A 16860-nucleotide genomic window follows, 5' to 3' on the forward strand; every position below is an offset into this window, starting at 1 on the left:
TAATTGTCGTGGCTAAAGAAAAATTTGATCGTTCCCTACCGCACGTCAACGTTGGCACCATCGGTCACGTTGACCACGGTAAAACCACTCTGACCGCAGCTCTGACTCGCGTCTGCTCCGAAGTTTTCGGTTCGGCCGTAGTTGAATTCGATAAGATCGACAGCGCGCCAGAAGAAAAAGCTCGCGGTATCACCATCAACACCGCGCACGTCGAGTACAACTCGAACATTCGTCACTACGCTCACGTTGACTGCCCAGGTCACGCTGACTACGTGAAGAACATGATCACCGGTGCTGCCCAGATGGACGGCGCGATCCTGGTTTGCTCGGCCGCTGATGGTCCGATGCCACAAACCCGTGAGCACATCCTGCTGTCCCGTCAGGTAGGCGTTCCGTACATCGTGGTCTTCCTGAACAAGGCTGACCTGGTAGACGACGCTGAGCTGCTGGAACTGGTTGAGATGGAAGTTCGCGACCTGCTGTCCACCTACGACTTCCCAGGCGACGACACTCCGATCATCATCGGTTCGGCTCGTATGGCTCTGGAAGGCAAAGACGATAACGAAATGGGCACCAGCGCTGTTCGCAAGCTGGTTGAAACTCTGGATACCTACATCCCAGAGCCAGAGCGTGCTATCGACAAGCCATTCCTGATGCCAATCGAAGACGTATTCTCGATCTCCGGTCGCGGTACTGTTGTGACTGGTCGTATCGAGCGCGGTATCGTTCGCGTTCAAGATGCACTGGAAATCGTTGGTCTGCGTGACACCACCACCACCACCTGCACCGGTGTTGAAATGTTCCGCAAGCTGCTCGACGAAGGTCGTGCTGGCGAGAACTGCGGCGTTCTGCTGCGTGGTACCAAGCGTGACGACGTTGAGCGTGGCCAGGTTCTGGTTAAGCCAGGTTCGGTTAAGCCGCACACCAAGTTCACCGCAGAAGTTTACGTTCTGAGCAAGGAAGAAGGCGGCCGTCACACTCCGTTCTTCAAAGGCTACCGTCCACAGTTCTACTTCCGTACTACTGACGTGACTGGTAACTGCGAGCTGCCAGAAGGCGTTGAAATGGTAATGCCAGGTGACAACATTCAGATGACTGTTACCCTGATCAAAACCATCGCGATGGAAGACGGTCTGCGTTTCGCTATCCGTGAAGGCGGTCGTACCGTCGGCGCTGGCGTCGTAGCCAAAATCATCGAGTAAGCATCTCTTTTGAGATAGCTTCGATGCTTTGAAAAAGCCCCCGCTCAGCGGGGGCTTTTTTATTGGGTTGACACCTATCTGGGGCGTCTATAGAATTGCGCCTCCTTTTAACGGGCGTATTGCGCCCGGTGGGAATAGCAGCCGGAGTCTGAAATCCAATGCAAAATCAGCAAATCCGTATCAGGTTGAAGGCTTTCGACCATCGCCTGATCGACCAATCCACCCAGGAAATCGTGGAAACCGCGAAACGTACTGGTGCTCAAGTGCGTGGTCCAATTCCACTGCCTACCCGTAAAGAGCGGTTCACCGTTCTGGTCTCCCCGCACGTCAACAAAGACGCGCGTGACCAGTACGAGATCCGTACTCATAAGCGCGTTCTGGACATCGTCCAGCCAACGGATAAAACCGTTGATGCTCTTATGAAGCTTGATCTTGCGGCCGGTGTGGAAGTGCAGATCAGCCTCGGCTAAGACTCGGTCTTAGTCGTGTAACGCTCTGAAATGGGCGGCCATAGCGGGTGAAAGCCCCGTACACTCATGAGGTTTACAACATGACTATTGGTGTAGTCGGTCGTAAAGCGGGTATGACCCGTATTTTCACCGAAGAAGGTGTCTCCATTCCGGTCACGGTCATTGAGATCGAGCCGAATCGCGTCACCCAGTTCAAAACTGAAGAAACCGATGGCTATCGTGCAGTGCAAGTCACTGTCGGCGAGCGTCGCGCTTCGCGTGTAACAGCAGCTCAGGCTGGCCACTTCGCTAAAGCGAACGTTGCCGCTGGTCGTACAGTAATGGAATTCCGCCTTGAAGAAGGCGAGTACCAGGCCGGCGATCTGATCAACGCTGAAATCTTCGCCGCTGGTCAACTGGTTGATGTAACCGGTCAGTCCAAGGGTAAAGGCTTCCAGGGTACGATCAAGCGTTGGAATTTCCGCGGGCAAGATAACACCCACGGTAACTCCGTATCCCACCGCGTTCCAGGCTCTATCGGCCAGTGCCAGACTCCTGGTCGTGTATTCAAGGGCAAAAAAATGTCCGGTCATATGGGCGCTGAGCGCGTGACCGTGCAGTCCCTCGAAGTAGTGCGCGTGGACGCTGAACGCAATCTGTTGTTGGTCAAGGGCGCTGTTCCTGGCGCTACTGGCGGCAACTTGGTTGTACGTCCAGCAGCCAAGGCTCGCGGTTAAGGGGAAGCTGACATGCAATTAAATGTAAATGACGCTCAAGCGATCGAAGTTTCCGAACTGACATTTGGCGGCGAGTTCAACGAGACGCTGGTTCACCAAGCAGTCGTGGCCTACATGGCCGGCGGCCGTCAGGGTTCCAAGCAGCAAAAGACCCGTTCCGACGTTCGTGGTGGCGGTAAGCGCCCATGGCGTCAGAAAGGTACTGGCCGTGCTCGTGCCGGTACTATCCGTAGCCCAATCTGGCGTGGCGGTGGTACCACTTTCGCAGCTCGTCCACAGGATCACTCCCAGAAGCTGAACAAGAAGATGTATCGCGCAGCAATGCGTTCCATCCTTGCTGAGCTGGTGCGTACTGATCGTCTGGTCGTGGTTCAGGATTTCGCCGTTGAAACGCCGAAAACCAAAGACCTGCTGGGCAAACTGAACAACATGAGCCTGACCGACGTTCTGATCGTGTCGGACGCTGTTGATCAGAACCTGTACCTGGCTGCTCGTAACCTGCCACACGTAGATGTACGTGACGTGCAAGGTTCCGATCCAGTTAGTCTGATCGCATACGACAAGGTGTTGATCACCGTGTCGGCCGTGAAGAAATTCGAGGAGCTGCTGGGATGAACCAGGAACGCGTATTTAAAGTTCTGCTTGGCCCGCACGTTTCCGAGAAGGCTACGGTTCTGGCAGACAAGAAAGGCCAGTTCGTTTTCAAGGTTGCTACTGACGCAACCAAGCTGGAAATCAAGAAGGCCGTCGAAAGCCTGTTCAGCGTGAAAGTAGAGCGTGTTACTACCCTGAACGTTCTGGGTAAGAGCAAGCGCACTGCTCGCGGTCTGGGCAAGCGTAATGACTGGAAGAAGGCAGTTATCTCCCTTCAGCCAGGCCAAGATCTCGATTTCAGCAGCAGTGCTGAGTAAGGAAGGGGTGCATCATGGCAATCGTTAAATGCAAACCGACTTCCCCTGGCCGCCGTTTTGTGGTCAAGGTGGTCAACCAGGAGCTGCATAAAGGCGCTCCTCACGCACCGCTGCTCGAGAAGAAATCGAAGACTGGTGGTCGTAACAACAATGGCCGTATTACCACTCGTCACATCGGTGGTGGTCATAAGCAGCATTACCGTATGGTCGATTTCCGTCGCAACGACAAAGATGGCATCGTCGCCACTGTCGAGCGTATCGAATACGATCCAAACCGTACTGCTCACATCGCACTGCTCTGCTACGCAGACGGCGAGCGCCGCTACATCATCGCCCCTAAAGGCGTGAGTGCTGGCGACACGCTGATCGCAGGTGCCCTGGCTCCAATCAAGCCAGGCAACGCTCTGCAACTGCGCAACATTCCAGTCGGTTCTACCGTACACGGCATCGAACTGAAGCCAGGTAAAGGCGCACAGATCGCTCGTTCCGCTGGTGCTTCGGCTCAGCTGATCGCTCGTGAAGGCGTGTACGTTACCCTGCGTCTGCGTTCCGGTGAAATGCGTAAAGTCCTGGCTGAATGCCGTGCGACCCTGGGCGAAGTCTCGAACTCCGAGCACAGCCTGCGTTCGCTGGGTAAAGCTGGTGCCAAGCGCTGGCGTGGCGTTCGCCCAACCGTTCGTGGTGTTGCCATGAACCCGGTTGACCACCCACATGGTGGTGGTGAAGGTCGTACCTCTGGTGGTCGTCATCCGGTATCGCCATGGGGCTTCCCGACTAAGGGCGCGAAGACTCGTGGTAATAAGCGTACCGACAAAATGATCGTCCGTCGTCGCAAGTAAATAGAGGGATACGACAGTGCCACGTTCTCTGAAAAAAGGTCCTTTTATCGATCTTCACCTACTGAAGAAGATCGAAGTGGCGGCGGAAAAGAACGATCGCAAACCGGTGAAAACCTGGTCGCGTCGTTCGATGATCCTGCCACAAATGGTCGGTCTGACCATCGCAGTACACAACGGTCGTCAGCACGTCCCAGTTCTCGTGAACGAAGACATGGTCGGCCACAAACTGGGCGAGTTCGCCGGTACCCGCACTTATCGCGGGCACGTGGCAGACAAGAAAGCCAAGCGTTAAGGGGTTAGGAAATGGAAGTAGCCGCTAAGTTGTCGGGCGCTCGAATCTCCGCCCAGAAAGCCCGCTTGGTCGCCGACCAGATCCGCGGGAAGAAGGTGGGCGAAGCGCTCAACCTGTTGGCTTTCAGCAGTAAGAAAGCCGCCGAGATCATGAAGAAAGTGCTGGAGTCGGCCGTAGCCAACGCCGAGCATAACGAAGGCGCAGACGTTGATGACCTGAAGGTCAGCACTGTTTTCGTCAACGAAGGGCGTTCGCTGAAGCGCATCATGCCGCGTGCCAAAGGCCGTGCTGATCGCATCGTCAAGCGGTCTTGCCATATCACTGTCAAGGTTGCTGACAAGTAACGGAGTCGAAGAGATGGGTCAGAAAGTACATCCCATTGGCATTCGCCTGGGAATCGTCAAGGAGCACACCTCCGTCTGGTACGCAGACGGTCGGACTTATGCGGACTATTTGCTCGCAGATCTGAATGTGCGTGAGTACCTCCAAGACAAACTAAAAAGCGCGTCCGTAAGCCGTATCGATATCCATCGTCCGGCCCAAACTGCACGCATCACCATCCACACCGCTCGTCCAGGTATCGTTATCGGGAAGAAGGGTGAAGATGTTGAGAAACTGCGTCAGGACCTGACCAAGCAAATGGGTGTGCCTGTGCACATCAATATCGAAGAGATCCGCAAGCCGGAACTCGACGGTATGCTGGTTGCGCAGAGCGTAGCTCAGCAGCTGGAGCGTCGCGTAATGTTCCGTCGTGCCATGAAGCGCGCCGTACAGAACGCCATGCGCATTGGTGCCAAAGGCATCAAAATCCAAGTGAGCGGTCGTCTCGGCGGTGCTGAAATCGCACGTACTGAATGGTATCGCGAAGGTCGTGTGCCATTGCACACCCTGCGTGCCGACATCGACTATGCCAACTACGAAGCTCACACCACCTACGGTGTGATCGGTGTAAAGGTTTGGATCTTCAAAGGCGAAGTAATTGGTGGTCGCCAAGAAGAACTGAAACCACAAGCACCAGCGCCTCGTAAAAAAGCTGCTAAGTAAGGGGTACGCCAAATGTTGCAACCAAAGCGTACGAAGTTCCGCAAGCAAATGACTGGTCACAACCGTGGCCTGGCATTGCGCGGTAGCAAAGTCAGCTTCGGCGAGTTCGCGCTGAAGTCTGTTGCTCGTGGTCGTCTCACCGCTCGTCAGATCGAGTCAGCACGTCGTGCTCTGACCCGTCACGTAAAACGTGGCGGCAAGATCTGGATCCGTGTATTCCCGGACAAGCCGATCTCCAAAAAGCCTCTCGAGGTTCGTATGGGTAAAGGTAAGGGTAACGTGGAATACTGGGTTGCCCAGATTCAGCCAGGCAAAGTCCTGTATGAAATCGAGGGTGTTTCTGAAGAGCTGGCGCGTGAGGCTTTCGCCCTGGCTGCTGCAAAGCTGCCGCTCGCCACCTCCTTTGTTAAACGGACGGTGATGTGATGAAAGCGAATGAACTTCGTGAAAAATCCGCACAGCAGCTGAACGAGCAACTGCTCGGCTTGCTGCGCGACCAGTTCAATCTGCGTATGCAGAAAGCAACTGGCCAGTTGGGGCAGTCTCATCTGCTCTCGCAAGTTAAGCGTGACATCGCTCGCGTGAAGACTGTGCTCAACCAGCAGGCAGGTAAGTGATCATGGCTGAAGCCGAAAAGACTGTCCGTACGCTGACTGGCCGTGTTGTCAGCGACAAGATGGACAAAACCATCACCGTTTTGATCGAGCGTCGCGTTAAGCACCCGATCTACGGTAAATACGTTAAGCGTTCGACTAAGCTGCACGCGCACGACGAAACCAATCAGTGCCACATCGGCGACAAAGTCACTATTCGTGAAACTCGTCCTTTGGCCAAGACCAAGTCTTGGGCGCTGGTTGATGTTCTCGAACGCGCTGTGGAAGTCTAAGGACTAGGGGTCGGAGAAATTATATGATTCAGACTCAATCCATGCTCGATGTGGCCGATAACAGCGGCGCTCGCCGCGTTATGTGCATCAAGGTGCTGGGTGGCTCCCATCGTCGTTACGCTGGTATCGGTGACATCATCAAGGTTACCGTCAAGGAAGCAATTCCTCGCGGTAAAGTGAAAAAAGGCCAAGTGATGACTGCTGTTGTAGTCCGCACTCGTCACGGCGTACGTCGTGCTGATGGCTCCATTATCCGCTTTGATGGCAACGCTGCTGTTCTGTTGAACAACAAGCAAGAGCCGATCGGCACCCGTATCTTTGGGCCAGTGACCCGTGAACTTCGTACTGAGAAGTTCATGAAGATCGTCTCGCTCGCCCCAGAAGTGCTGTAAGGAGATCCGACATGCAAAAGATTCGTCGTGACGACGAGATCATCGTGATCGCCGGCAAAGACAAAGGTAAGCGCGGTAAGGTGCTGAAGGTTCTTGCTGACAACCGTCTGGTTGTTGGTGGTCTGAACCTGGTCAAGCGTCATACCAAGCCTAACCCGATGTCGGGCGTACAGGGCGGTATCGTCGAGAAAGAAGCGCCACTGCACGCTTCCAACGTCGCCATCTTCAACGGCGAAACCAACAAGGCTGACCGCGTTGGTTTCAAAGTAGAAGACGGTAAGAAAATTCGTGTCTTCAAGTCGACCCAAAAAGCGGTTGATGCTTGAACACTGCTAGGTAGAAGACCATGGCACGACTAAAAGAGATTTACCGGAAGGAAATCGCACCGAAACTTAAGGAAGAACTTAAGCTTTCGAACGTGATGGAAGTTCCGCGCGTTACCAAAATCACCCTGAACATGGGTCTGGGCGAAGCGATCGGCGACAAAAAAGTCATCGAGCACGCTGTTGCCGACCTGGAAAAGATCACCGGCCAGAAAGTCGTTGTGACCTACGCTCGCAAATCCATCGCAGGCTTTAAAGTCCGTGAAGGTTGGCCGATCGGCGTCAAAGTGACCCTGCGCCGTGAGCGTATGTACGAGTTCCTGGATCGTCTGCTGTCGATCTCCCTGCCTCGGGTTCGCGACTTCCGCGGCCTGAATGCCAAGTCCTTCGATGGTCGTGGCAACTACAGCATGGGCGTGAAAGAGCAGATCATCTTCCCGGAAATCGACTACGACAAGATCGATGCTCTCCGCGGTCTGGACATCACCCTGACCACCACTGCCAAGAACGATGATGAAGGCCGCGCTCTGCTGCGTGCATTCAAATTCCCGTTCCGCAACTGATTGGAGTAGGACCATGGCCAAGATGAGCATGAAAAACCGCGAGCTGAAGCGTCAGCTCACGGTTGCCAAGTACGCCAAGAAGCGTGCAGCACTGAAAGCTATCATCGTTGATCTGAACGCAAGTCCAGAAGCGCGTTGGGAAGCTACAGTTGCTCTGCAGAAGCAGCCACGTGACGCAAGCGCCTCGCGCATGCGTAACCGCTGCCGCCTGACCGGTCGTCCACACGGCGTTTACCGCAAGTTCGGCCTCGGCCGTAACAAACTGCGTGAAGCGGCAATGCGTGGTGACGTACCAGGTCTGGTTAAAGCCAGCTGGTAAGTACTGTCAAAGTCTCGGTGTCCAGGATCGCAAGATCCTGACCACCGGTGGCCTTGAATCTGGATCAAGCCCCTTTTGGGGCTTGATTCATTTCTGGGGTGTGTCTAGAATACCCGGCTCGCCTGAGCCCGTGTTTTTCATGCCCGGAGATTCTCGGCGACACGTAATAGCCGCAAGGCTAATTTTTTTGTATTAGGAGCGTCTAGCCCATGAGTATGCAGGACCCGTTAGCGGACATGCTAACTCGTATCCGTAATGCCCAGATGGCTGAAAAGTCCGTCGTAAGCATGCCATCTTCCACGTTGAAGGTAGCTGTTGCCAAAGTCCTGAAGGACGAAGGTTACATTGCGGGTTATCAGATCAGCAGCGAAATCAAACCTCTGCTGTCCATCGAGCTGAAGTACTTCGAAGGCCGTCCGGTTATCGAAGAAGTGAAGCGCGTTAGCCGTCCAGGCCTGCGTCAGTACAAGTCCGTCGATGATCTGCCAAAAGTTCGTGGCGGTCTCGGTGTGTCTATCGTCTCCACCAACAAGGGTGTGATGACTGATCGTGCTGCGCGCGCTGCCGGTGTCGGCGGCGAAGTTCTTTGCACTGTGTTCTAAGGGGGGATAAGCATGTCTCGCGTCGCTAAGAACCCCGTTAAGCTGCCAGCCGGTGTCGAAGTAAAATTCGCAGGCCAACAGCTTTCGGTGAAGGGTGCCAAGGGCACTCTCGAACTGAACATCCATTCGTCCGTTGAGATCGTTGAAGAAGCTGGTGAGCTGCGTTTCGCTGCTCGCAATGGCGATCAACAGACTCGCGCGATGGCTGGTACCACTCGTGCGTTGGTAAACAACATGGTCCAAGGCGTAAGCCAAGGCTTCGAGCGCAAGCTCCAGCTGGTCGGTGTTGGTTACAAAGCGCAAGCAAAAGGCACAGTGCTGAACCTGGCTCTTGGCTTCTCGCACCCAGTGGATTACGAACTGCCGGAAGGCATCACCGCTGAGACTCCTAGCCAGACCGATATCCTGATCAAGGGCATCGACAAGCAGCTGGTAGGTCAAGTGGCCGCCGAGATCCGCGACTTCCGTCCACCAGAGCCGTACAAAGGCAAAGGTGTGCGCTACGCGGACGAAGTCGTCCGTCGTAAAGAAGCCAAGAAGAAGTAGGGCATAGCAAATGACCGACAAAAAAGTTACTCGACTGCGTCGCGCTCGCAAAGCACGCCTGAAAATGCACGAACTCGAAGTCGTGCGTCTCTGCGTGTTCCGCTCTTCGCAGCACATCTACGCCCAGGTCATTTCGGCCGACGGCAACAAAGTCCTGGCAAGCGCCTCGACTTTGGATAAAGAACTGCGTGATGGTGCCACCGGCAACATCGACGCGGCCACTAAGGTTGGCCAGCTGGTCGCTACGCGTGCTAAAGCCGCTGGCGTCTCGCAGGTGGCTTTCGACCGCTCTGGCTTCAAGTACCACGGCCGCGTCAAGGCGCTGGCTGATGCTGCTCGTGAAGCTGGGCTGGAGTTCTAAGTTATGTCAAATAACGACCAAAAGCGCGACGAAGGCTACATCGAGAAGCTGGTTCAAGTTAACCGCGTAGCCAAAACCGTTAAAGGCGGCCGTATCTTCACTTTCACCGCGTTGACCGTGGTTGGTGATGGTAAAGGCCGTGTTGGCTTCGGCCGTGGCAAGTCGCGTGAAGTGCCTGCTGCGATCCAGAAGGCAATGGAAGCTGCTCGCCGCAACATGATCCAGGTTGATCTGAACGGCACCACTCTGCAGTACGCAATGAAGTCCGCTCACGGCGCTTCGAAGGTGTACATGCAGCCTGCTTCTGAAGGTACCGGTATCATCGCTGGCGGCGCTATGCGTGCTGTCCTCGAAGTTGCTGGCGTTCAGAACGTTCTGGCCAAGTGCTACGGCTCGACTAACCCGGTAAACGTGGTTCACGCCACTTTCAAGGGTTTGAAAGCAATGCAGTCTCCTGAATCCATTGCCGCCAAGCGTGGCAAAAGCGTCAAGGAGATCTTCTGATCATGGCTACCGTAAAAGTTACGCTGATCAAAAGCATGACCGGCCGCATCCCTAACCACAAACTGTGCGTTAAGGGTCTGGGTCTGCGTCGCATCGGTCACACTGTAGAAGTCCAGGATACTCCCGAGAATCGCGGGATGATCAACAAGGCTTACTACATGCTGCGTGTCGAGGGTTAATCGATGAAACTCAATGATCTGAGTCCGGCGCCGGGTTCCCGTCGCGAAAAGCATCGTCCGGGCCGTGGTATCGGTAGCGGTTTGGGTAAGACTGGTGGCCGTGGTCACAAAGGTCAGACCTCCCGCTCCGGTGGCACCATTGCTCCAGGCTTTGAAGGCGGTCAACAGCCGCTGCATCGTCGCCTGCCGAAGTTCGGTTTCGTTTCCCTGAAGGCCATGGACCGCGCAGAAGTGCGTCTGTCCGAGCTGGCTAAAGTGGAAGGCGACATCGTCACCGTGCAGTCCCTGAAAGATGCCAACGTGATCAACGTCAACGTACAGCGTGTGAAAATCATGCTGTCCGGTGAAGTGACTCGCGCTGTCACTATCGGCAAGGGAATCGGCGCCACCAAAGGTGCGCGTGCGGCTATCGAAGCAGCTGGCGGCAAGTTCGAGGAATAAATGGCTAAGCAAGGTGCTCTCTCTGCGCTCGGCAAAGGCGGTATGTCTGAACTCTGGGCTCGTCTGCGTTTTCTGTTCCTGGCGATTATCGTCTACCGAATAGGCGCACACATCCCGGTTCCAGGTATCAACCCGGACCGACTCGCGGACCTGTTTCGACAGAATGAGGGGACCATTCTTAGCTTGTTCAACATGTTTTCCGGCGGCGCGCTGGAACGGATGAGCATCTTTGCACTGGGGATCATGCCGTACATCTCGGCATCGATCATCATGCAACTGATGACCGCCGTCAGCCCGCAGCTGGAGCAGTTGAAGAAGGAAGGTGAAGCTGGCCGTCGCAAGATCAGCCAGTACACCCGCTACGGCACTGTCGTCCTCGCTCTCGTCCAGGCCATTGGCATGTCCATTGGTCTGGCGGGGCAGGGCGTTGCGTTCACTGGTGACTTTGGCTTCCATTTCGTCGCGGTATCCACATTTGTGGCTGGTGCGATGTTCATGATGTGGCTGGGTGAGCAGATTACTGAGCGTGGTGTTGGCAACGGTATCTCGATGTTGATTTTTTCGGGTATCGTCGCCGGTCTTCCGAGAGCGATCGGGCAGTCTTTCGAGTCTGCGCGTCAGGGCGATATCAACATCTTTGCCCTGGTTGCCATCGGTTTGCTGGCAGTAGCGATTATCGGTTTCGTGGTGTTCATTGAGCGTGGTCAGCGTCGTATCGCTGTTCACTACGCCAAGCGTCAGCAGGGCCGCAAGGTCTTTGCCGCGCAGACTAGCCACTTGCCGCTGAAGGTGAACATGGCCGGTGTTATTCCGGCTATTTTCGCGAGCAGCATTTTGCTGTTCCCGGCTTCGTTGGGTGCCTGGTTCGGCCAGTCTGAAGGTATGGGCTGGTTGCAGGACATCTCGCAGTCGATCGCTCCTGGTCAGCCGTTGAATATTCTGCTGTTTAGTGCAGGGATTATTTTCTTCTGCTTCTTCTATACGGCGTTGATGTTCAATCCGAAAGACGTAGCGGAAAACCTGAAGAAGTCCGGTGCCTTTATTCCGGGCATCCGTCCAGGTGAGCAGTCTGCGCGCTACATTGATGGCGTTCTGACTCGCTTGACCATGTTCGGTGCTCTTTACATGACGGCCGTCTGCCTGTTGCCCCAGTTCCTGGTGGTTGCAGCCAACGTACCGTTCTACCTTGGCGGGACCTCGTTGCTGATCGTGGTCGTGGTTGTGATGGACTTCATGTCCCAAGTACAATCGCACCTCGTTTCGCACCAGTACGAATCCCTGATGAAGAAAGCCAACCTGAAGGGTTACGGCAGCGGCATGCTGCGCTGACCCATAAGGTTCGAGGAGTTGGTGATGAAAGTTCGTGCATCGGTGAAAAAGCTGTGCCGTAACTGCAAGATTATTCGCCGCGAAGGTGTTGTTCGAGTAATTTGCAGCGCGGAACCGCGTCACAAACAGCGCCAAGGCTGAGTGTGATTGTGCTTCAAGCCCGGCAGCTAGTGCGCTGCCGGGTTGATTATTTGTTATTACAGCGATATTATCTCGCGCCCTATTTCTTGGCTTCCGGGGCGTAGGTAGCTGTCAATTGGAGTCCCACTGAATGGCCCGTATTGCAGGCGTTAACATTCCAGATAACAAGCATACTGTTATCTCGCTGACCTACATCTATGGTGTTGGTCGCACTACTGCACAGAAAATTTGTGCAGAGACTGGGGTAAACCCAGCCGCAAAGATCAAGGATCTGAGCGACGAGCAAATTGAACAGCTGCGTGGCGAAGTGGCGAAGTTCACCACTGAAGGTGACCTGCGTCGCGAAATCAACATGAAAATCAAGCGCTTGATGGACCTCGGTTGCTATCGCGGTCTGCGTCATCGTCGTGGTCTGCCAGTACGCGGTCAGCGTACCAAGACCAACGCGCGTACCCGTAAAGGTCCGCGTAAGCCGATCCGCAAGTAATCGCCCCAGCGAATCGACAGGAATTTAATCATGGCAAAACCTGCTGCTCGTCCTCGTAAAAAAGTTAAAAAGACAGTGGTTGATGGCATCGCCCACATCCATGCATCTTTTAACAACACCATCGTGACCATCACCGACCGTCAAGGTAACGCTCTTTCCTGGGCTACCTCCGGTGGTTCGGGTTTCCGCGGTTCCCGCAAGTCCACCCCGTTCGCTGCTCAAGTAGCTGCTGAACGTGCTGGTCAAGCTGCGCTGGAATACGGCCTGAAAAACCTCGACGTAAACGTCAAAGGTCCAGGTCCAGGTCGTGAATCCGCAGTCCGCGCTTTGAACGGCTGTGGCTACAAGATCGCCAGCATCACCGACGTGACGCCAATCCCGCACAACGGGTGCCGTCCGCCGAAGAAGCGCCGCGTGTAATCCAGGAGATTGTAAAGAATGGCTCGTTACATTGGTCCAAAATGCAAACTCGCTCGTCGCGAAGGCACCGATCTCTTCCTGAAGAGCGGCGTGCGCGCGATCGAATCGAAGTGCAACATTGAAGCAGCACCTGGTATCCACGGCCAACGCCGCGGTCGCCAGTCCGACTACGGCACCCAACTGCGTGAAAAGCAGAAGGTCCGTCGTATCTACGGCGTTCTCGAGCGTCAATTCAGCGGCTACTACAAAGAAGCTGCTGGCAAGAAAGGTGCAACCGGTGAGAACCTGCTGCAACTGCTCGAATGCCGTCTGGACAACGTTGTATACCGTATGGGCTTTGGTTCGACTCGTGCCGAATCCCGTCAGCTGGTATCGCACAAGTCGATCAGCGTAAACGGTCAGACCGTTAACGTTCCGTCCTACCAGGTTCGTGCTGGTGACGTGGTTGCAGTTCGCGAGAAAGCAAAAAACCAACTTCGCATTGTCCAAGCTCTCGATCTGTGTGCCCAACGTGGCCGCGTAGAATGGGTAGAAGTAGACACTGAGAAGAAGTCGGGCGTTTTCAAGAACGTTCCAGCTCGCAGTGATCTGTCCGCCGACATCAACGAAAGCCTGATTGTCGAGCTCTACTCCAAGTAAGGGCTAGAAAATAGGTGCATCCATGCAGATTTCGGTAAATGAGTTCCTGACACCCCGCCACATTGATGTGCAGGTTGTCAGTCCAACCCGCGCCAAGATCACTCTCGAGCCTCTCGAGCGTGGCTTTGGCCACACCCTGGGCAACGCGCTGCGCCGCATCCTGTTGTCCTCAATGCCCGGCTGTGCAGTAGTCGAGGCCGAGATTGACGGTGTGCTCCACGAGTACAGCGCCATCGAAGGTGTACAGGAAGACGTAATTGAAATCCTGTTGAACCTTAAAGGTCTGGCTATCAAGCTGCACGGCCGTGACGAAGTTACGCTGACCTTGTCGAAGAAGGGTTCGGGGGTGGTTACCGCTGCCGATATTCAGCTGGATCATGATGTCGAGATCGTTAACCCCGATCACGTAATCGCTAACCTGGCGTCTAACGGCGCCCTGAACATGAAGCTCGTAGTAGCTCGTGGTCGTGGTTATGAACCGGCAGACTCGCGTCAGAGCGATGAAGACGAAAGCCGCAGCATCGGTCGCTTGCAGCTTGACTCTTCGTTCAGCCCGGTTCGCCGTATCGCATACGTGGTGGAAAACGCCCGTGTCGAGCAGCGTACTAACCTGGACAAGCTGGTTATTGATCTGGAAACCAACGGTACTCTGGATCCTGAAGAGGCAATTCGCCGCGCTGCAACCATCCTGCAACAGCAGTTGGCTGCGTTCGTCGACCTCAAGGGTGACAGTGAGCCAGTGGTTGTCGAGCAGGAAGACGAGATCGATCCGATCCTGCTTCGCCCGGTTGACGATCTGGAACTGACTGTACGTTCGGCTAACTGCCTTAAGGCGGAAAACATTTACTACATCGGTGACCTGATTCAGCGTACCGAAGTGGAACTGTTGAAGACTCCGAACCTGGGCAAGAAATCCTTGACTGAAATCAAGGACGTTCTGGCCTCCCGCGGTCTGTCCCTCGGCATGCGCCTCGACAACTGGCCGCCTGCAAGTCTTAAGAAGGACGACAAGGCGACTGCCTGATCGTCGTAATCACCGAACGTAGTGTTTGGTAAGGAATGAACCATGCGTCATCGTAAAAGTGGTCGTCACCTGAGCCGCACCAGCTCGCACCGCAAGGCCATGTTCCAAAACATGGCGGTGTCGCTGTTCGAGCACGAGCTGATCAAAACTACTCTGCCAAAAGCCAAAGAACTGCGCCGCGTTGCCGAGCCGCTGATCACTCTGGCCAAGACAGACAGCGTTGCTAACCGTCGTCTGGCTTTCGACCGTACTCGTTCGAAAGCTATCGTTGGTAAGCTCTTCAACGACCTGGGCAAGCGTTACGCTACCCGTGAGGGTGGCTACCTGCGCATCCTCAAGTGCGGTTTCCGCGCTGGCGACAACGCGCCTATGGCGTACGTCGAGTTGGTTGATCGTGCTACTGCTGGCGAAGCTGTATCTGCCGAGTAAGACGTCAGTCTGAAACAAAAAACCGGGCCTAGTGCCCGGTTTTTTGTGCCCGTAAGAAAAGCGTCGTTTGTACAAGCGCCTCTTTCGTCTGTGTCGTCATGATGTGACGGGGATGGTCATTAGTATTTTTCTATTGATGTCTGCAAGTTAATGAATTTGTAGCTGTCATATTGATGATCAATACTCCTTTTCAGCCGATTAGCCGGCAGTTCAAGACCGACAGAGGAAGGAAGATCGCATGAGTCAGAACACAACGCTTACTACCGCCAGCGGCGCTCCTGTTGCCGATAACCAGAATTCCCGTTCTGCCGGCCCTCGCGGCCCGCTGCTGCTCGACGACTTTCACCTGATCGAGAAGCTTGCCCATTTCAACCGTGAAAACATCCCCGAGCGCCGTGTGCACGCCAAAGGCTCGGGTGCTTACGGTACGTTCACCGTGACGCGCGATATCACTCAATACACCAGTGCCCGGCTGTTTGATGCAGTCGGCAAGCAGACCCCCACCTTCCTGCGGTTTTCCACCGTGGGTGGTGAGCGCGGTTCGGCCGATACCGAACGTGATCCGCGCGGGTTTGCCTTGAAGTTTTACACCGAGGAAGGCAACTGGGACATCGTCGGCAACAACACACCAGTGTTCTTCATTCGCGATCCTCTGAAGTTTCCAGACTTTATCCACACCCAGAAGCGTTTGCCGCAAAGCAACCTGAAGAGTGCCCAGGCGATGTGGGACTTCTGGTCGCATTCGCCCGAGGCGCTGCACCAGGTCACCATCCTGTTCTCCGACCGGGGTATCCCTGACGGATACCGCCACATGCACGGCTTTGGCAGCCACACCTACAGCCTTATCAACGCTCAAGGCGAGCGTCACTGGGTGAAGTGGCACTACAAGACTCAGCAAGGGATCAAGAACCTGGCGCCTGCCGAGGCTGCGCGCCTGGCGGGTACCGATCCGGATTACGCCCAGCGTGACCTGTTCAATGCCATCGAGCAGGGTGATTTCCCGAAATGGAGCGTGTGCATCCAGGTCATGAGCGAGGCTCAGGCGGCGGCGCACTACGAGAACCCGTTTGATGTCACCAAGACCTGGTCGCAGAAAGAATTTCCGCTGATTGAAGTCGGCGAGCTGGAGCTCAATCGCAATCCGCAGAATTACTTCGCGGAAGTCGAGCAAGCGGCGTTCGGTCCTAGCAACATGATTCCGGGGGTTGGTCTCTCACCGGATCGCATGCTGCAAGGTCGGGTGTTCGCCTACGCGGATGCTCACCGCTACCGCGTCGGCACCAATCACCAGCAACTGCCGGTGAACGCGCCTCGCAGCCCGGTCAATACGTACCAGCGCGACGGTTCGATGGCCTTTGGAAGCAACGGTGGTGCCGCGCCTAACTACGAGCCAAACAGCTACATCGAGTCGCCGAAGCAGGCGCCTCGTTACGCAGAACCCGCGTTGACTCTCAGTGGTGCCGCCGATCGTTACGACCACCGTGAAGATACTGATTACTACAGTCACGCCGGCGCTTTGTTTCGCCTGATGTCTGAGGAGCAGAAATCGCTGCTGGTCAGTAACATCGCCGGTGCGATGGCGGGTGTGTCGAGTGACGTGGTTGACCGCCAGTTGCAGCATTTCTTCAAGGCTGACCCGGCGTATGGAGAAGCAATCGCAAAGCTGCTCAACGTACAGCTTAACGAAGTCTAAATGAGAAGCAGAACCGCCCTTGTTTGGGCGGTTTTTGCGTTATTTCAGCCGGTTTTCTCAGAATATCTTCGCTTTTATTGCGGCTTTCGAGTGACGATATGGGGATGT

30 protein-coding genes are annotated in these 16860 nt (G+C 55.1%); all 30 read left to right on the plus strand.

From position 1 onward, the window contains the following. Window positions 1–8: 8 nt before the first annotated feature. The 30 genes from tuf (at window position 9) to ACLD1X_RS22510 (ending at window position 16752) form a co-directional block, all read left to right on the plus strand. Window positions 9–1202: an elongation factor Tu gene (gene tuf, locus ACLD1X_RS22365; protein WP_008018195.1), complete on the plus strand. Its 1194-nt coding sequence runs from the start codon at window positions 9–11 to the stop codon at window positions 1200–1202. Between the two features lie 158 nt (window positions 1203–1360). Continuing rightward, window positions 1361–1672, plus strand: coding sequence for a 30S ribosomal protein S10 (gene rpsJ, locus ACLD1X_RS22370; RefSeq protein WP_003186070.1), 312 nt, complete (start codon window positions 1361–1363; stop codon window positions 1670–1672). Window positions 1673–1752: 80 nt separating this feature from the next. Next, the gene (gene rplC / locus ACLD1X_RS22375) at window positions 1753–2388 is read left to right on the plus strand and encodes a 50S ribosomal protein L3 (RefSeq protein ID WP_007955641.1); all 636 of its coding nucleotides are present in this window, start codon (window positions 1753–1755) and stop codon (window positions 2386–2388) included. 12 nt (window positions 2389–2400) lie between these two features. Further along, window positions 2401–3003, plus strand: a complete 603-nt coding sequence (rplD, locus tag ACLD1X_RS22380; protein ID WP_003228735.1) for a 50S ribosomal protein L4 — start codon at window positions 2401–2403, stop codon at window positions 3001–3003. Next, window positions 3000–3299 carry a 50S ribosomal protein L23 gene (rplW, locus tag ACLD1X_RS22385; RefSeq protein ID WP_002555488.1) on the plus strand — a complete coding sequence of 100 codons (300 nt, stop codon included), beginning with the start codon at window positions 3000–3002 and terminating at the stop codon, window positions 3297–3299. The genes rplD and rplW overlap by 4 nt, the downstream gene beginning before the upstream one ends. Window positions 3300–3313: 14 nt before the next feature. After that, a complete protein-coding gene (gene rplB / locus ACLD1X_RS22390) occupies window positions 3314–4138 on the plus strand; it encodes a 50S ribosomal protein L2 (protein WP_008018194.1) in 825 nt (274 codons plus the stop codon). A 16-nt stretch (window positions 4139–4154) separates the two neighbouring features. Continuing rightward, window positions 4155–4430, plus strand: coding sequence for a 30S ribosomal protein S19 (rpsS, locus tag ACLD1X_RS22395; protein WP_002555486.1), 276 nt, complete (start codon window positions 4155–4157; stop codon window positions 4428–4430). Between the two features lie 11 nt (window positions 4431–4441). After that, a complete protein-coding gene (rplV, locus tag ACLD1X_RS22400) occupies window positions 4442–4774 on the plus strand; it encodes a 50S ribosomal protein L22 (RefSeq protein ID WP_003103908.1) in 333 nt (110 codons plus the stop codon). Between the two features lie 13 nt (window positions 4775–4787). Continuing rightward, window positions 4788–5474 (plus strand): 30S ribosomal protein S3, encoded by a 687-nt coding sequence (rpsC, locus tag ACLD1X_RS22405; RefSeq protein WP_007970424.1) that lies wholly within the window; start codon window positions 4788–4790, stop codon window positions 5472–5474. A 12-nt stretch (window positions 5475–5486) separates the two neighbouring features. Further along, a complete protein-coding gene (rplP, locus tag ACLD1X_RS22410; protein ID WP_003228729.1) occupies window positions 5487–5900 on the plus strand; it encodes a 50S ribosomal protein L16 in 414 nt (137 codons plus the stop codon). Further along, window positions 5900–6091: a 50S ribosomal protein L29 gene (gene rpmC, locus ACLD1X_RS22415; protein WP_002555481.1), complete on the plus strand. Its 192-nt coding sequence runs from the start codon at window positions 5900–5902 to the stop codon at window positions 6089–6091. The genes rplP and rpmC overlap by 1 nt, the downstream gene beginning before the upstream one ends. Window positions 6092–6093: 2 nt before the next feature. After that, entirely contained in the window at window positions 6094–6360 is a 267-nt protein-coding gene (gene rpsQ, locus ACLD1X_RS22420; protein WP_003176419.1) for a 30S ribosomal protein S17, read from the plus strand. Between the two features lie 23 nt (window positions 6361–6383). Continuing rightward, the gene (rplN, locus tag ACLD1X_RS22425) at window positions 6384–6752 is read left to right on the plus strand and encodes a 50S ribosomal protein L14 (RefSeq protein WP_002555479.1); all 369 of its coding nucleotides are present in this window, start codon (window positions 6384–6386) and stop codon (window positions 6750–6752) included. An 11-nt stretch (window positions 6753–6763) separates the two neighbouring features. Next, entirely contained in the window at window positions 6764–7078 is a 315-nt protein-coding gene (gene rplX, locus ACLD1X_RS22430) for a 50S ribosomal protein L24 (RefSeq protein WP_003186046.1), read from the plus strand. Between the two features lie 20 nt (window positions 7079–7098). Continuing rightward, window positions 7099–7638, plus strand: a complete 540-nt coding sequence (gene rplE / locus ACLD1X_RS22435; protein WP_003210069.1) for a 50S ribosomal protein L5 — start codon at window positions 7099–7101, stop codon at window positions 7636–7638. Window positions 7639–7651: 13 nt separating this feature from the next. After that, complete coding sequence (rpsN, locus tag ACLD1X_RS22440; protein ID WP_003176414.1) at window positions 7652–7957, plus strand: 30S ribosomal protein S14; 306 nt, start codon at window positions 7652–7654, stop codon at window positions 7955–7957. A gap of 209 nt (window positions 7958–8166) precedes the next feature. After that, window positions 8167–8559, plus strand: a complete 393-nt coding sequence (gene rpsH / locus ACLD1X_RS22445; protein WP_003186040.1) for a 30S ribosomal protein S8 — start codon at window positions 8167–8169, stop codon at window positions 8557–8559. A 12-nt stretch (window positions 8560–8571) separates the two neighbouring features. Continuing rightward, a complete protein-coding gene (rplF, locus tag ACLD1X_RS22450; protein ID WP_003176412.1) occupies window positions 8572–9105 on the plus strand; it encodes a 50S ribosomal protein L6 in 534 nt (177 codons plus the stop codon). Between the two features lie 10 nt (window positions 9106–9115). Then, a complete protein-coding gene (rplR, locus tag ACLD1X_RS22455; RefSeq protein WP_003186037.1) occupies window positions 9116–9466 on the plus strand; it encodes a 50S ribosomal protein L18 in 351 nt (116 codons plus the stop codon). Window positions 9467–9469: 3 nt separating this feature from the next. Next, window positions 9470–9970, plus strand: coding sequence for a 30S ribosomal protein S5 (gene rpsE / locus ACLD1X_RS22460; protein WP_003186035.1), 501 nt, complete (start codon window positions 9470–9472; stop codon window positions 9968–9970). Between the two features lie 2 nt (window positions 9971–9972). Further along, window positions 9973–10149 (plus strand): 50S ribosomal protein L30, encoded by a 177-nt coding sequence (rpmD, locus tag ACLD1X_RS22465; RefSeq protein WP_003176408.1) that lies wholly within the window; start codon window positions 9973–9975, stop codon window positions 10147–10149. 3 nt (window positions 10150–10152) lie between these two features. Beyond that, window positions 10153–10590, plus strand: coding sequence for a 50S ribosomal protein L15 (gene rplO, locus ACLD1X_RS22470; protein ID WP_003228720.1), 438 nt, complete (start codon window positions 10153–10155; stop codon window positions 10588–10590). Beyond that, a complete protein-coding gene (gene secY / locus ACLD1X_RS22475; protein ID WP_003228718.1) occupies window positions 10591–11919 on the plus strand; it encodes a preprotein translocase subunit SecY in 1329 nt (442 codons plus the stop codon). A 24-nt stretch (window positions 11920–11943) separates the two neighbouring features. Next, complete coding sequence (rpmJ, locus tag ACLD1X_RS22480) at window positions 11944–12060, plus strand: 50S ribosomal protein L36 (RefSeq protein ID WP_002555468.1); 117 nt, start codon at window positions 11944–11946, stop codon at window positions 12058–12060. Between the two features lie 130 nt (window positions 12061–12190). Continuing rightward, window positions 12191–12547, plus strand: a complete 357-nt coding sequence (gene rpsM, locus ACLD1X_RS22485) for a 30S ribosomal protein S13 (RefSeq protein WP_009045849.1) — start codon at window positions 12191–12193, stop codon at window positions 12545–12547. A 30-nt stretch (window positions 12548–12577) separates the two neighbouring features. Beyond that, window positions 12578–12967 carry a 30S ribosomal protein S11 gene (gene rpsK, locus ACLD1X_RS22490; protein WP_002555466.1) on the plus strand — a complete coding sequence of 130 codons (390 nt, stop codon included), beginning with the start codon at window positions 12578–12580 and terminating at the stop codon, window positions 12965–12967. An 18-nt stretch (window positions 12968–12985) separates the two neighbouring features. Further along, window positions 12986–13606 (plus strand): 30S ribosomal protein S4, encoded by a 621-nt coding sequence (gene rpsD / locus ACLD1X_RS22495; protein WP_003176404.1) that lies wholly within the window; start codon window positions 12986–12988, stop codon window positions 13604–13606. A 22-nt stretch (window positions 13607–13628) separates the two neighbouring features. Further along, window positions 13629–14630 carry a DNA-directed RNA polymerase subunit alpha gene (locus ACLD1X_RS22500; RefSeq protein WP_007970428.1) on the plus strand — a complete coding sequence of 334 codons (1002 nt, stop codon included), beginning with the start codon at window positions 13629–13631 and terminating at the stop codon, window positions 14628–14630. A 42-nt stretch (window positions 14631–14672) separates the two neighbouring features. Beyond that, a complete protein-coding gene (gene rplQ, locus ACLD1X_RS22505) occupies window positions 14673–15059 on the plus strand; it encodes a 50S ribosomal protein L17 (protein WP_007970429.1) in 387 nt (128 codons plus the stop codon). Between the two features lie 238 nt (window positions 15060–15297). Beyond that, a complete protein-coding gene (locus tag ACLD1X_RS22510) occupies window positions 15298–16752 on the plus strand; it encodes a catalase (RefSeq protein ID WP_429371401.1) in 1455 nt (484 codons plus the stop codon). Window positions 16753–16860 lie beyond the last annotated feature (108 nt).

Origin of the sequence: Pseudomonas sp. 18173, assembly GCF_050432945.1 — a bacterium.
Taxonomy (GTDB): Bacteria; Pseudomonadota; Gammaproteobacteria; order Pseudomonadales; family Pseudomonadaceae; genus Aquipseudomonas.

Bases quoted from the DNA above. Each gene is read 5' to 3' on its own strand.
- rpsM (WP_009045849.1), top strand. From the start codon at position 12,191: ATGGCCCGTATTGCAGGCGTTAACATTCCAGATAACAAGCATACTGTT.
- rpsQ (WP_003176419.1), top strand. From the start codon at position 6,094: ATGGCTGAAGCCGAAAAGACTGTCCGTACGCTGACTGGCCGTGTTGTC.
- rpsN (WP_003176414.1), top strand. From the start codon at position 7,652: ATGGCCAAGATGAGCATGAAAAACCGCGAGCTGAAGCGTCAGCTCACG.
- rplV (WP_003103908.1), top strand. From the start codon at position 4,442: ATGGAAGTAGCCGCTAAGTTGTCGGGCGCTCGAATCTCCGCCCAGAAA.
- rpsK (WP_002555466.1), top strand. From the start codon at position 12,578: ATGGCAAAACCTGCTGCTCGTCCTCGTAAAAAAGTTAAAAAGACAGTG.
- ACLD1X_RS22500 (WP_007970428.1), top strand. From the start codon at position 13,629: ATGCAGATTTCGGTAAATGAGTTCCTGACACCCCGCCACATTGATGTG.
- rpsE (WP_003186035.1), top strand. From the start codon at position 9,470: ATGTCAAATAACGACCAAAAGCGCGACGAAGGCTACATCGAGAAGCTG.
- rplN (WP_002555479.1), top strand. From the start codon at position 6,384: ATGATTCAGACTCAATCCATGCTCGATGTGGCCGATAACAGCGGCGCT.
- ACLD1X_RS22510 (WP_429371401.1), top strand. From the start codon at position 15,298: ATGAGTCAGAACACAACGCTTACTACCGCCAGCGGCGCTCCTGTTGCC.
- rplO (WP_003228720.1), top strand. From the start codon at position 10,153: ATGAAACTCAATGATCTGAGTCCGGCGCCGGGTTCCCGTCGCGAAAAG.
- rplD (WP_003228735.1), top strand. From the start codon at position 2,401: ATGCAATTAAATGTAAATGACGCTCAAGCGATCGAAGTTTCCGAACTG.
- rplW (WP_002555488.1), top strand. From the start codon at position 3,000: ATGAACCAGGAACGCGTATTTAAAGTTCTGCTTGGCCCGCACGTTTCC.
- rpmJ (WP_002555468.1), top strand. From the start codon at position 11,944: ATGAAAGTTCGTGCATCGGTGAAAAAGCTGTGCCGTAACTGCAAGATT.
- rpsJ (WP_003186070.1), top strand. From the start codon at position 1,361: ATGCAAAATCAGCAAATCCGTATCAGGTTGAAGGCTTTCGACCATCGC.
- rplX (WP_003186046.1), top strand. From the start codon at position 6,764: ATGCAAAAGATTCGTCGTGACGACGAGATCATCGTGATCGCCGGCAAA.
- rplQ (WP_007970429.1), top strand. From the start codon at position 14,673: ATGCGTCATCGTAAAAGTGGTCGTCACCTGAGCCGCACCAGCTCGCAC.
- rplC (WP_007955641.1), top strand. From the start codon at position 1,753: ATGACTATTGGTGTAGTCGGTCGTAAAGCGGGTATGACCCGTATTTTC.
- rpmD (WP_003176408.1), top strand. From the start codon at position 9,973: ATGGCTACCGTAAAAGTTACGCTGATCAAAAGCATGACCGGCCGCATC.
- rpmC (WP_002555481.1), top strand. From the start codon at position 5,900: ATGAAAGCGAATGAACTTCGTGAAAAATCCGCACAGCAGCTGAACGAG.
- rpsD (WP_003176404.1), top strand. From the start codon at position 12,986: ATGGCTCGTTACATTGGTCCAAAATGCAAACTCGCTCGTCGCGAAGGC.
- secY (WP_003228718.1), top strand. From the start codon at position 10,591: ATGGCTAAGCAAGGTGCTCTCTCTGCGCTCGGCAAAGGCGGTATGTCT.
- rplR (WP_003186037.1), top strand. From the start codon at position 9,116: ATGACCGACAAAAAAGTTACTCGACTGCGTCGCGCTCGCAAAGCACGC.
- rplF (WP_003176412.1), top strand. From the start codon at position 8,572: ATGTCTCGCGTCGCTAAGAACCCCGTTAAGCTGCCAGCCGGTGTCGAA.
- rplB (WP_008018194.1), top strand. From the start codon at position 3,314: ATGGCAATCGTTAAATGCAAACCGACTTCCCCTGGCCGCCGTTTTGTG.
- rpsH (WP_003186040.1), top strand. From the start codon at position 8,167: ATGAGTATGCAGGACCCGTTAGCGGACATGCTAACTCGTATCCGTAAT.
- rpsC (WP_007970424.1), top strand. From the start codon at position 4,788: ATGGGTCAGAAAGTACATCCCATTGGCATTCGCCTGGGAATCGTCAAG.
- rplP (WP_003228729.1), top strand. From the start codon at position 5,487: ATGTTGCAACCAAAGCGTACGAAGTTCCGCAAGCAAATGACTGGTCAC.
- rplE (WP_003210069.1), top strand. From the start codon at position 7,099: ATGGCACGACTAAAAGAGATTTACCGGAAGGAAATCGCACCGAAACTT.